General features: G+C 66.6%; 14 protein-coding genes. 5 read left to right on the top strand and 9 right to left on the bottom strand.

What is annotated here, in order from left to right:
• Positions 1-116: 116 nt before the first annotated feature.
• Positions 117-329, bottom strand: coding sequence for a helix-turn-helix transcriptional regulator (locus VF522_RS04030; RefSeq protein ID WP_330906949.1), 213 nt, complete (start codon positions 327-329; stop codon positions 117-119).
• A 156-nt stretch (positions 330-485) separates the two neighbouring features.
• On the opposite strand from VF522_RS04030, the gene VF522_RS04035 reads away from it, so the two are divergent.
• A complete protein-coding gene (locus VF522_RS04035; RefSeq protein ID WP_330906936.1) occupies positions 486-1,106 on the top strand; it encodes a hypothetical protein in 621 nt (206 codons plus the stop codon).
• 65 nt (positions 1,107-1,171) lie between these two features.
• Here the strand turns inward: VF522_RS04035 and VF522_RS04040 are convergent, their stop codons facing one another.
• From VF522_RS04040 to moaC, 3 genes are all read right to left on the bottom strand, one after another.
• A complete protein-coding gene (locus tag VF522_RS04040; protein WP_330906937.1) occupies positions 1,172-1,861 on the bottom strand; it encodes a hypothetical protein in 690 nt (229 codons plus the stop codon).
• A 129-nt stretch (positions 1,862-1,990) separates the two neighbouring features.
• Positions 1,991-2,803: a site-specific integrase gene (locus VF522_RS04045; RefSeq protein WP_330906938.1), complete on the bottom strand. Its 813-nt coding sequence runs from the start codon at positions 2,801-2,803 to the stop codon at positions 1,991-1,993.
• Positions 2,804-3,118: 315 nt separating this feature from the next.
• The gene (moaC, locus tag VF522_RS04050; RefSeq protein ID WP_330906939.1) at positions 3,119-3,607 is read right to left on the bottom strand and encodes a cyclic pyranopterin monophosphate synthase MoaC; all 489 of its coding nucleotides are present in this window, start codon (positions 3,605-3,607) and stop codon (positions 3,119-3,121) included.
• Positions 3,608-3,837: 230 nt separating this feature from the next.
• Between moaC and VF522_RS04055 the strand changes: the two genes are divergently transcribed.
• On the top strand, positions 3,838-5,226 hold the full coding sequence (locus VF522_RS04055) for a M48 family metalloprotease (protein WP_330906950.1): 1,389 nt from the start codon (positions 3,838-3,840) through the stop codon (positions 5,224-5,226).
• On the opposite strand, the gene VF522_RS04060 is transcribed toward VF522_RS04055, so the two are convergent.
• The 3 genes from VF522_RS04060 to VF522_RS04070 are packed head-to-tail and all read right to left on the bottom strand — an operon-like array spanning position 5,194 to position 6,700.
• Complete coding sequence (locus VF522_RS04060; protein WP_330906951.1) at positions 5,194-5,547, bottom strand: phage holin family protein; 354 nt, start codon at positions 5,545-5,547, stop codon at positions 5,194-5,196. The two genes, VF522_RS04055 and VF522_RS04060, sit on opposite strands and share 33 nt — an antisense overlap.
• A gap of 40 nt (positions 5,548-5,587) precedes the next feature.
• Positions 5,588-5,989 (bottom strand): hypothetical protein, encoded by a 402-nt coding sequence (locus tag VF522_RS04065; protein ID WP_330906940.1) that lies wholly within the window; start codon positions 5,987-5,989, stop codon positions 5,588-5,590.
• Between the two features lie 24 nt (positions 5,990-6,013).
• Positions 6,014-6,700 carry a TerC family protein gene (locus VF522_RS04070; RefSeq protein WP_330906941.1) on the bottom strand — a complete coding sequence of 229 codons (687 nt, stop codon included), beginning with the start codon at positions 6,698-6,700 and terminating at the stop codon, positions 6,014-6,016.
• Positions 6,701-6,972: 272 nt separating this feature from the next.
• Here VF522_RS04070 and VF522_RS04075 point away from each other — a divergent pair, with 272 nt between their 5' ends.
• Together VF522_RS04075 and VF522_RS04080 are read left to right on the top strand one after the other, a co-directional pair.
• Positions 6,973-7,374 carry a DUF3717 domain-containing protein gene (locus VF522_RS04075; RefSeq protein ID WP_330906942.1) on the top strand — a complete coding sequence of 134 codons (402 nt, stop codon included), beginning with the start codon at positions 6,973-6,975 and terminating at the stop codon, positions 7,372-7,374.
• The gene (locus tag VF522_RS04080; RefSeq protein WP_330906943.1) at positions 7,371-7,670 is read left to right on the top strand and encodes a putative signal transducing protein; all 300 of its coding nucleotides are present in this window, start codon (positions 7,371-7,373) and stop codon (positions 7,668-7,670) included. The genes VF522_RS04075 and VF522_RS04080 overlap by 4 nt, the downstream gene beginning before the upstream one ends.
• A gap of 87 nt (positions 7,671-7,757) precedes the next feature.
• Here the strand turns inward: VF522_RS04080 and VF522_RS04085 are convergent, their stop codons facing one another.
• Both VF522_RS04085 and purB read right to left on the bottom strand, forming a co-directional pair.
• Positions 7,758-8,318 (bottom strand): YaeQ family protein, encoded by a 561-nt coding sequence (locus tag VF522_RS04085; protein ID WP_330906944.1) that lies wholly within the window; start codon positions 8,316-8,318, stop codon positions 7,758-7,760.
• An 87-nt stretch (positions 8,319-8,405) separates the two neighbouring features.
• Entirely contained in the window at positions 8,406-9,785 is a 1,380-nt protein-coding gene (gene purB / locus VF522_RS04090) for an adenylosuccinate lyase (RefSeq protein ID WP_330906945.1), read from the bottom strand.
• 124 nt (positions 9,786-9,909) lie between these two features.
• Between purB and VF522_RS04095 the strand changes: the two genes are divergently transcribed.
• The gene (locus tag VF522_RS04095) at positions 9,910-10,524 is read left to right on the top strand and encodes a glutathione S-transferase N-terminal domain-containing protein (RefSeq protein ID WP_330906946.1); all 615 of its coding nucleotides are present in this window, start codon (positions 9,910-9,912) and stop codon (positions 10,522-10,524) included.
• Positions 10,525-10,679 lie beyond the last annotated feature (155 nt).

Genomic DNA, 10,679 nt, shown 5'->3' on the forward strand with positions numbered 1-10,679 from the left:
GCCGGTTCAGGTCCTCAGTCCGCACCTCTCATGCAGTTCTTACCAGCCTTCCCGACAAGACCCAGCCGGGGCGCACGGGGGAAACTGGCCCACTAATTCTCAGGGGTGCCGCTTCGCTATTGCGAAGCAGTTTTGGGCCGCCTCGCCTCTCCGGCAGGCATGAGGAGCTCGTAAACCTGCAAGCCGAACACGATTGCCAGCTTCTCGATGTTGTCCAAGGAGATGTTCCGCGCTTGCCGCTCCACGTGAGCCACGAATGTGCGATGTAGTCCGCACTCAAGTGCCAAGTCCTCTTGCGACCATCCACGCTCCGCTCGCAGACGAATCATGTTCAGAGCCAGGACCTCACGCGCTGGCGCGGAGCGGGTCTTGGTCTTGGTGAGGGGCGGCACGGCGCGAAGTCTTTAGTCTTCGAGCTTTTGCGTCAGCCGCGTTTACGTCACATTCTGGTATACACGCCCATACCTCATAAGTCTGGAGAACCCGTGAGCGACATCAGGCGCATAGCCGCACTCATTTGCCTTTCCGCTTCCCTTGGAACTGCAGGGGCAGTCGAACCGCCGTCTGATTACGAGTTGGCCTCGGAAGCCATGAGGGATCACTGCGTCGCAGGTGTCTGTATCGGCATGACCGTCAAGGAGGTCGAGAACCTCGGCGCGTTCCACGGCCTGTTTTCTGGCAGTCCGAGAGAGACGCTCAAGTGCGACCTGAACAATCCATTTATGAAAGTCGGGGCTCGCCTCGTGACCCCTGAGGGGACGCGTCTCAGGCTTACCTTCGATCTCGTTACGCAAGGTGGAGACCCGTCCACCAAGTACCGGCTCCACTTCATTGCAGTTGAAGTGCCGGACGGCACCCCGGCTCAGATCGCCGAGCTCCTAGACACACTGCAAGCACGGTTCAAGACGACAACCCGGCTGGACCAACAGACGTGGCTTCGCCCCGTGAAGCCAGGAGACGATTTCACCGTGTTCGTGGCCGCTACTGCACCAGGCCAGTATCAGCCGGGCGATCCGCCCAGCGTGGTCCTTATGGCGGAATACCGGCGTAAGAAGCAGTGGCTGATGAGCCTGCCTGTGTGTCGGCAGGGCATGCCCAAGCTGTAGAAGCAAAGACAGATCGCGTGCAGGCGCACGTAGAGCTGCAGCCGCCCCCATGGGGGGCAGCGGCCTTATGTCGCCTTGGGCTTCGAACGCAGAGCAGCCTCCAGCGCAGGGATCGCCATCCGGGCAATGGGGTATTCCTTCCCTTTGACCCGGTTCATGGTGCGAGCGAACCGGTGTCCGTTCACCAGCACAGCGTCCTCAGTTACTGCCAGGACTACCGTTGCCTGAGTTCCTTTGCCTTCGACAGCCGCCCGGACGGCGTTGTGCAGGTCTTTCAAGGTCACTCCGGCCTTGATCTTTAGCGATGAGATCGGCGGCGGTGACCCGGCGAGCATCGCCTTGGCGCGAGAAACCGCCCAAGGGGGCAGGGGCTTCGTCCAGGTCTTGTAGACAGCGTGATTCGGAAACTCCGTCTCCACAATTTGTCGACACTCCTTCTGCGTTCGCGTGGCAGATGCCGGGCTCAGAATCACCTGAATCAGCCGCATCAGTACCGCACTGTGTCCCTTCGTCGGCGCTGGTCTGAAATAGGCCTGCCCAGAACTGGAGAGGCCTTCGCACAGTTCAGGGTGGCTGCGGCGAAAACTCGTGAGGGCCGCCTCCAATAAAGGTTGAAATGCCTTCGCCGCCGCTGCGCCGCGTCGCAGTAGTTGGCGGTCAGACGCCCTCCGATGACCAGCTTGAATTTCCTCGGGTGACGGGGCTTCCCCGAGAAGAAACGGCAGGTCTTCGGGGACTAGTTCAAAATCGCTCATCCATTCTCCACCCCTAAGTCTCCATAGGAGATTCTTAGGAATTTTGTCCAACGGTGTGACGGCGCACCGCGAGCGCCACGGGCAGTGCCTGCCTGTAGTACAGGTACCGGAACTCATTACCCGCGCGAGTCAGCCCAATTTTTGTGCGAGTGCCTCTGCGGTCGGGTGGTAATAGCGCTTCAGCATCTGAATGGTCCGATGCCCGGTGACGGCGGCGAGCTCGATCACGTTGGGCAGCTTGGCCGCCATCTCGCTGGTCGCGGTATGCCGCAAATCATGGAACCGGACGTCTTGAAGGCCCGCCCGCGTTCGCGCCCGCTTGAAAGCGGCTTCCATCGTCTGCGCCGAAATCGGGAACACCTGCCCGTCAGCGGAGCGAGGCATTTCGGAGAGGAGCGTTACCGCATTGCTTGATAGCGGGACCGCTCGGGGCTGGCCATTCTTCGTCATCGGAAGGAAAGCCACTCTGCGGGCAAGATCGAATTGCTCCCAGCGGAGCGCGAGCAATTCACCGCGTCGCATGGCTGTCCAAAGAGCGAGCTGAGCGAGCGGCAGCATCCACGGGTTGCGCCGCCCGGAGGGTGCCAGGGCGGCAAGAAGGCGCTCTTGCTCGATGGCTGAGAGGACCCTGCTGCGTCCCGGCGGCGCGGTTGGCTTTCGGACAAGGACGCAAGGGTTCTCAGTGGCAAGTCCCCACTCGCGGCGAGCGTGGTTAATAGCGCTCGATAGCAGCGAGAGATCGCGGATGACTGCTCCAGCCTTTACCGTACGCAAGCGCTCGTCCCGGAATGCTGCGATCACCTCTGGCGTCAAGTTGGCCAAGCTATACCCGGCCATGCGTGCCCGCTGCAGCGCTTTGATTCGAATTGCTTCGTCGGCATAGCCCCGCTTCGTGGGGGAGACCTGCTCTACGTACCGCTGTAAGAGGGCCCGCAGCGTCAACGCTGCCGCAACTCCAGACGATCTGAACGAGCCCGAGTCCATTGCGAACTCGATCTCTCGCGCCCACCTGACTGCCTCAGAGCGCGTTCCAAAGCTCTTGACTTCTGGCGGGAAACCCTTTCGGGCGATACGTGCTTGCCACTTGTCGGCTCGTTGCCGGATTGATGCCATGCGCCTCTCACTTGGACAGGCGTTGGACAAGACCGAGTTTTCGAGGCCGCTACCGCACCATGAGCGCCGTTCCCGGAAGTCCGGAGCATGCTCGGATGCCACGACGCTTTGTCAGCGGATCCCTAACGAAATCAACGACTTACGTCAGGGTGCCACGTAGCTGCCCGACTTGCCCCCGTGCTTTTCCAGCAGCTTCACGTCCGTCATCGTCATGCCGCGGTCGACCGCCTTGCACATGTCGTAGATCGTGAGGAGGGCGACGTTGACGGCGGTGAGGGCTTCCATCTCGACACCGGTGGGGCCGACCGTTTCCACCGTGGCGATGCAGGTCACGGCGGCCGGACGGCCGCCCTGCGCGGGATGGAGCTCGAAGTCCACGGCCACGCGCGTGAGCGCGAGCGGATGGCACAGCGGGATCAGCTCGCTGGTCTTCTTGGCCGCCTGGATCGCCGCGATGCGGGCGATGCCCAGCACGTCGCCTTTCTTCACCGTCCCGCTTTCGATCAGCGCGAAGGTCGCCGGCAGCATCTCGATGCGGCCGCTGGCGACCGCCACCCTCTTCGTGGCCGCCTTGCCGGCCACGTCCACCATGTGGGCCTGGCCCTGCTCGTCGAAATGGGTGAGTCCGTTCATGCGGGAACCATCGCTGCGGGCCGCCATCATACGACCAGGGTGCGCTGGCCCATCCCTGGAGGCGAGGCATACTGTCCGAAACGGCACCGCGGCCACCGCCGCCCAATCGATTGGCCTTGAAGATCCCGCTTTCCTCCCTGCGCCGCAAATCGGCCCTGCTGTCCCTCGCGCTGCTGCTGGCGCTGCCGCCCGCGGGCGCGCAGTTGCCCACCCTGGGCGACACCAGCGACATGACGCTGGGGGCGGAGCGCAAGCTGGGCGAGCGCATCGCCCGCGAGCTGTACCGCGATCCCGACTACATCGACGATCCGGTGCTGGTCGAATACGTGCAGGACATCTGGCAGCCGCTGCTGAAGGCGGCGCGTGCCCGGGGCGAGCTCGGCCCGGAGCTCGACCAGCGCTTCGCCTGGCAGGTGCTCCTGGGCAAGGACCGCAGCATCAACGCCTTCGCGCTGCCGGGCGGCTGGCTGGGGCTGCACAGCGGGCTGGTCGCCGCCACGGCCAGCCGAGACGAGCTCGCTTCGGTGCTGGCCCATGAACTGAGCCACGTCACGCAGCGCCACATCTCGCGCCTGATGACGCAGCAGAGCCAGCAGACGCCGCTGATGATCGCGGCGATGATCCTCGGCGCGCTGGCGGCCAGCAAGAACCCGCAGGCAGGCGGCGCGATCATGCACGGGTCGCAGGCGCTGGCCGCGCAGCAGCAGCTCAATTTCTCCCGCGACATGGAGCGCGAGGCCGACCGCATCGGCTTCGGCGTGATGACCGCCGCCGGCTTCGAGCCGCAGGGCTTCGTCACCATGTTCGAGAAGCTGCAGCATGCCGCGCGCCTGAACGACAACGGCAACTATCCCTACCTGCGCACCCACCCGATGACCACCGAGCGCGCGGCCGACATGCAGTCGCGCCAGCAGCTCGCCAGCCGGGCGCCGGTGCCGTCCACGCTGGAGCACGCGATGGCGGCGGCGCGGGCGCGCGTGATCTCCTACCCCGGCGTCGATTCGCTGCGCGCCGCGGTGGCCGAGGCCGAGGCGGCGAGCTTCGCCTCGCTGCCCAGGGCGCGCCAGGCCGGCGCGCTGTACGCCGCGATCCTGGCTGCCACGCGCCTGCGCGACAACGCCACGGCGGCGCGACTGCAAGCCCGGCTGGACGCCGTGGCGGGAGAGGATGCGGCGGCGCAGCGCCTCGCCCGGCTGCTCGCGGCGGAGGTCGCGATCGGCCAGAACGACGCGGCGCGCGTGCTGAAGCTCGTCGACGTCGACAGCCGGCGCCGGCCGGACCTGCTGCTGTCGGCGCAGGCGCAGGTGCAATCCGGCAAGGCGGCCGAAGCCGCGCAACGCCTGCAGACCTGGGTGACGAACCAGCCGCGTGACGCCACGGCCTGGCAGCTGCTCGCATCGGCGTACGCCGCACAAGGCCAGCAGCTACGCGCGATCCGCGCGGAAGCGGAAGCGCGCGTCGCCGACCTGGACTACACGGCAGCGCTGGACCGCTTCAAGGCCGCGCAGGACCTGGTGCGCCGTGGCGGCGCCGGCGGCGACCACATCGAGGCGTCGATCGTCGACACCCGGGCCCGCCAGGTCGAATCACTTGTTCGCGAACAGGCGCTCGAGCGCTGATTCGATCACCACGCCGATCGCGGTGTAGAGCAGCGAGCCGACCAGCGCGCCGACGAAGCCGCGCACCTGGAAGCCGTCGAGCACCGCGGCGGCGGCCCAGAACACCAGGGCGTTGATCACGAACAGGAACAGGCCCAGCGTCAGCACCGTGACGGGCAGCGTGAGCACCACCAGCACCGGCCGCACGACCGCATTGAGCAGCCCGATCACGAGCGCGGCGAGCAGCGCGGAGGTGAAGGTGCTGACCTCGACGCCGCTGTAGACGTAAGCGACGAACAGCAGCGCCGAGGCGCTGAGCAGCCACTTGGCGAGGAGCTTCAGCATGATGGGCGCAGAGCATAGCACTGCGCCCAGCAGGGGCTTAGTCGAAGGCGAGCAGCAGCAGGCCCAGGCCCAGCAGCGCGCCGCCCGGGGTGGCGCGTCCGCCTTCGCTGCCCTCGGGCGCCTTGGGGCGGCGCACGTCCATCACCCGCGCCGTGCCGTGTTCGGCCATCAGCACGCGGGTGAGTTCCGGCAAGGGGCCCCGGGCCAGCACCGGCGTGACGGCGTCGCCCCGCGCGCGCAGGGGCGGCACCACCTGGTCGAACAGCTTGTCGGCCCACTTGGCCCGCCAGTTCTCGCGCGCCGAGTGGCTCACCCACTTGCTGATGCGGTGGGTCATGCGCGGCGCGCAGGCCACCAGCACCCAGTGCGTGGGCGAACCGGCCGGCATGCGCTGGGCCGCGTAAGCCGGATCGTCGAGATACACGATGACCTTGTCCATGGTGCCTCCTTGGGGCGCCTTCCGTCAGCTGGCGCCAGTGGACCGGCGCCCGCCGCGCGTGGCCAGCCAGCCCGCGCCGAGAACGCCCGCGATGCACACAGCATACGTGCTCCAGCGCGCGACCGCATGGGGGTCGAACACCGGGTCGAGCAGCGGCTCGCCGATGATCATCTTGGCGGCGGTGAAGGCCAGCACGGCGGCGCCGGCCTGGATGATGATGGGGAAGCGCTCCACCAGGCGCAGCACGATCTTGCTGCCGAACACCACGATGGGCACGCTCACCAGCAGGCCGATCACCACCAGGTCCATCGAGCCGTGGGCGGCGCCGGCGACGCCCAGCACGTTGTCCACGCCCATCAGCGCGTCGGCCACGATGATGGTCTTCATGGCGCCCCAGAAGGTGGTGGCCATGGGACCGTGGTCGTCGCCGCCCTCGTCCTGGGAGATCAGCTTGTAGGCGATCCACAGCAGGCCGAGGCCGCCCACCAGCATCAGGCCGGGGACCTTCAGCAGCCAGACCACGCCCAGGGTCATCACGGAGCGCACGACGATCGCGCCCACCGTCCCCCACACGATCGCCTTGTTCCTGTGCTCGGGCGGCAGGCTGCGCGCGGCGAGCGCGATGACGATGGCGTTGTCGCCGGCGAGGACGAGGTCGATCAGGATGATGGCCAGCAGCGCGGACCACCAGGCGGCGGACAGAAATTCCATGCAAGAGCTCCGAAAAGGTGGGAAACCACCCGAACGAGCCGGACCGAAGCCGCAGGGAAACGCGGAAGAGGGCGCTTCGATCCGGACCGCGCGGGTCCGTTTCGAAGGTCTTGCTCGGCCTGCCCTTGCGGCAGGCCCGGCGCGCCGGAAGCCAGGCTTCGTATTGACGACACACCGATTGGGAGCTACTCCCCTTCGCGAAGCGGATTAGACCACAAGCGGGCCGCGCTGGCGAGTGTTGGCTATCATGCCCGTCCGCAGTACCGTTCCCCATGGCCGGCATCCACATCACCGACATCGAAGCCGCCATCAACTTCTGGCGCGACCGCAAGCCCTCGCCGGACGGGGTGACCCTGGCACCCGAGCTGCGCGCATTGGCCGAGGTGTACGCCCTGATGGTCTTCCACCACGAGGACGAGGCCGACGAGTGGACCTTCCCGCCCAAGGCCTTCGCCGCCTGGAAGGCCTGGTACGACACGCAGGCGGACACGCCCTGCATCGCGATCTGCTCCACCAGCCAGGGCGACGCCCAGTGCAAGGGCTGCGGCCGCAGCTTCGAGGAGGTGCAGCGCTGGACCGAGCTGTCGCCCGCCGAGAAGCGGCACGTCTGGCGCCGCATCACGCTGGAAGGCGATGCCTGGCGCTTCAACCGCTACGCCGAGCGCTCGCGGTGAAGCGCATCGCCAAGGCCCCCAATGCGGCGATCGCCGCGCTGTGGGCCGACCTGCTGCACGAAGCCGGCATCCACGCCAGCGTGCAGCGGCAGTTCCTCTCCAGCGTGGCCGGCGAGATCCCGCCGGACCAATGCCTGCCGGAGATCTGGGTCACGCACGACGAGCAGGCCGATGCGGCGCGGACGCTGTTGCGCCAGCTGCAGAGCCTGCCGCAGCGGCGCTGGGTGTGCGCGTGCGGCGAGGTGGTGGAGGGCGGGTTCGAGTCGTGCTGGAACTGCGGGCGGGCGATGCCTTGAGACTCCGTCATTCCCGCGCAGGCGGGAATCCAGCGCTTCCGCTTTCCTGAATGCCCTGGATCCCCGCCTGCGCGGGGATGACGGGAATCACTTCCAGCGAACCGGCTCGATATCCACGTGCCGCGCGCCGTCCCCGAGCATCAGCGTCCCTTCCTGGATCGTCGCCTGCAGCTGCATGCTCCGCTGCGCCAGCGTCGCGAGCTCCTGCGACGCGTCCGCGGGGATGCGCCACACCGCCAGGTTGTCCAGCCGCGTCAGCTTGTTCTGCACGCCTTTCCACCACACCTCGGCCGAATGCTGGAAGACGTACACGTCCACCTGGTCGGCCCGGCGGCAGGCCTTGGTCATCGCCACTTCGTCGGGTTGCCCCACCTCGATCCACAGCCGCGTCGCGCCGGTGAAGTCGCGCAGCCAGACGTCCGGTTCGTCCGGATCGGACAGTCCCTTGCCGAAGGCCAGCGTGCCGTCGCCATTGCAGGTGGTCTGCAGTTCGTGTGCGTGGAAGGCGAGCGCCGCGAGGCGCACCATCATGCGTTCGTCGGTTTCGCTCGGATGGCGCGCCAGCGTCAGCGCGTGGTCCGCGTAGTAGCCGTGCGTGATGTCGGCGACCGAGAGCTGCGCCTTGTAGATCGTGGACTTGAGGGCCATGGACCGTCGACGGGCCGCCCCTAGGCGGTCCAGCCCCCTCGGGGGGCAGCGACGACACGTAGTGCGGAGCGTGGGGGCACCATCACTTCAGGCGCGCTTCGCGAGTTCGGCGGCCTTGCCGATGTAGGAAGCCGGCGTCATCGCCAGCAGGCGGTCCTTCTCGGCCTGCGGGATCTCCAGCGAGCGGATCAGCGCATGCAGGTCCGCCGCGGCGACCGTCTTGCCGCGCGTCACTTCCTTCAGTTTCTCGTAGGCACCCTGCACGCCGAAACGGCGCATCACGGTCTGGATCGGTTCGGCCAGCACCTCCCACGAGGCATCGAGGTCCTCGCGCAGCGCTTCCTCGTTCAGCTCCAGCTTGCCCAGGCCGACGCCCAGCGAGTGGTAGGCCAGCGCGGCGTAACCGAGCGCCACGCCCATGTTGCGCAGCACCGTGGAGTCGGTCAGGTCACGCTGCCAGCGCGAGATCGGCAGCTTCTCCGACAGGTGCCGCAGCAGCGCGTTGGCCAGCCCCAGGTTGCCTTCGGCGTTCTCGAAGTCGATCGGGTTGACCTTGTGCGGCATGGTGGAGGAGCCGATCTCGCCCTCGCGCAGCCTCTGCTTGAAGTAGCCGAGGCTCACGTAGCCCCAGACGTCGCGGCTGAAGTCCACCAGGATCGTGTTGGCGCGGGCGATCGCGTCGAACAGCTCCGCCATGTAATCGTGCGGCTCGATCTGGATGCTGTAAGGCTGGAAGGTGAGCCCCAGGCCCAGGGGCTCGGACGACTCCACCACCTTGCGCGCGAAGGTTTCCCAGTCGAAATCGGGCCAGGCGGCCAGGTGCGCGTTGTAGTTGCCGACCGCGCCGTTCATCTTGGCCATCAGCTTCACGCCCGCGATGCGCTCGCGCGCGCCGGCGAGGCGCACCACCACGTTGGCGATTTCCTTGCCCACGGTCGTGGGGCTCGCCGTCTGGCCGTGGGTGCGACTGAGCATCGGGATCGCGGCATGGGCGTGGGCCATGTCGCGCATGCGTGCGATCACCGCGTCCAGGCCGGGCAGCAGCACCTGTTCCCGCGCGCCCTTCAGCTGCAGCGCGTGGCTGGTGTTGTTGATGTCCTCGCTGGTGCACGCGAAGTGCACGAACTCGCTGGCGGCGCGCAGCTCGGGCCGCGCCTCGAACTTCGACTTGATCCAGTATTCGACGGCCTTGACGTCGTGGTTGGTCGTCTTCTCGATGTCCTTGATCGCGGCGGCGTCAGCTTCGGAAAAGTTTTTGACCAGGCCCAGGAGGTAGGTGCGCGCTCCCGGCGACAGCGGCTTGAATTCGGCAAAGCCGGCGTCGGACAGCGCGATGAACCAGCACACCTCCACCTGGACGCGCTTGTGCATGTAACCCTGTTCGCTCATCAGGGGGCGCAGCGGCGCCAGCCGGCCGGCGTAGCGGCCGTCGAGCGGGGAGAGGGCCGAGATCGTGGAGAGTGCCATGGCGGAATTGTAGGCGGCGCACCACCGGGCTTTTCCCCGTACGCCCTGTCGCACACCGACGACGGCCCGGAAATCCCTTACCCTAGAATGAATCGGAACCCCCCAACCAGAACTCGAACACGCCATGAAGTTGATCGGATCCACCACCAGCCCCTACGTGCGCAAAGTCCGCGTCGTGATGGCCGAGAAGAAGCTGGACTATCAGTTCATCGAGGAGGATGTCTGGTCGGCGGACACCTCCATCATGCATTCCAACCCGCTGGGCAAGGTGCCCTGCCTGGTGATGGAAGGCGGCGAAGCGCTGTTCGACTCGCGGGTGATCGTGGAGTACCTCGACACGCTGTCGCCGGTGGGCAAGCTGATTCCCCCCGTGGGGCGCGAGCGCGCCGAAGTGAAGACCTGGGAAGCGCTGGCCGACGGCGTGATGGACGCATTGATCCTCGCGCGCCTGGAAGGCCACTGGTCCGGCCGCACGGCCGAACAGCGCAGCCAGGCCTGGATCGACCGCCAGCTGTCCAAGGCGCAGTCCAGCCTGAAGGCCATGAGCCAGGGCCTGGGCGACAAGCCCTTTTGCGCGGGCATCTACCTGAGCCTCGCCGACATCGCCGTGGGCTGCGCGCTGGGCTACCTCGATTTCCGCTTCAAGGACATCGACTGGCGCGCCGAGTACCCGAACCTCGCGAAACTGCAGGACAAGCTGGTCCAGCGGCCGAGCTTCGTGGAAACGCTGCCGGCGTGAAGGGATGGTGGGCAAGCGAGCTTGCCCACCTGTTTGGACCGGGGACATGGGTAACGGGTGTGCGAGGACATAGGTAACACCCTGGGCTCAAGTATCCACAGGCTTGTGGCGCAGGTCCAAGCGGCCGAAGCGTTGGTGGCAAAAATACAGGTCAA

It is taken from the genome of Ramlibacter sp. (assembly GCF_036383835.1).
GTDB lineage: Bacteria > Pseudomonadota > Gammaproteobacteria > Burkholderiales > Burkholderiaceae_C > Ramlibacter.

What these genes read in the sequence shown, in the direction of transcription:
- VF522_RS04030 (WP_330906949.1), bottom strand. Translation starts at nt 329, where the DNA reads ATGATTCGTCTGCGAGCGGAGCGTGGATGGTCGCAAGAGGACTTGGCA.
- VF522_RS04040 (WP_330906937.1), bottom strand. Translation starts at nt 1,861, where the DNA reads ATGAGCGATTTTGAACTAGTCCCCGAAGACCTGCCGTTTCTTCTCGGG.
- moaC (WP_330906939.1), bottom strand. Translation starts at nt 3,607, where the DNA reads ATGAACGGACTCACCCATTTCGACGAGCAGGGCCAGGCCCACATGGTG.
- VF522_RS04055 (WP_330906950.1), top strand. Translation starts at nt 3,838, where the DNA reads ATGACGCTGGGGGCGGAGCGCAAGCTGGGCGAGCGCATCGCCCGCGAG.
- VF522_RS04065 (WP_330906940.1), bottom strand. Translation starts at nt 5,989, where the DNA reads ATGGACAAGGTCATCGTGTATCTCGACGATCCGGCTTACGCGGCCCAG.
- VF522_RS04070 (WP_330906941.1), bottom strand. Translation starts at nt 6,700, where the DNA reads ATGGAATTTCTGTCCGCCGCCTGGTGGTCCGCGCTGCTGGCCATCATC.
- VF522_RS04075 (WP_330906942.1), top strand. Translation starts at nt 6,973, where the DNA reads ATGGCCGGCATCCACATCACCGACATCGAAGCCGCCATCAACTTCTGG.
- VF522_RS04085 (WP_330906944.1), bottom strand. Translation starts at nt 8,318, where the DNA reads ATGGCCCTCAAGTCCACGATCTACAAGGCGCAGCTCTCGGTCGCCGAC.
- purB (WP_330906945.1), bottom strand. Translation starts at nt 9,785, where the DNA reads ATGGCACTCTCCACGATCTCGGCCCTCTCCCCGCTCGACGGCCGCTAC.
- VF522_RS04095 (WP_330906946.1), top strand. Translation starts at nt 9,910, where the DNA reads ATGAAGTTGATCGGATCCACCACCAGCCCCTACGTGCGCAAAGTCCGC.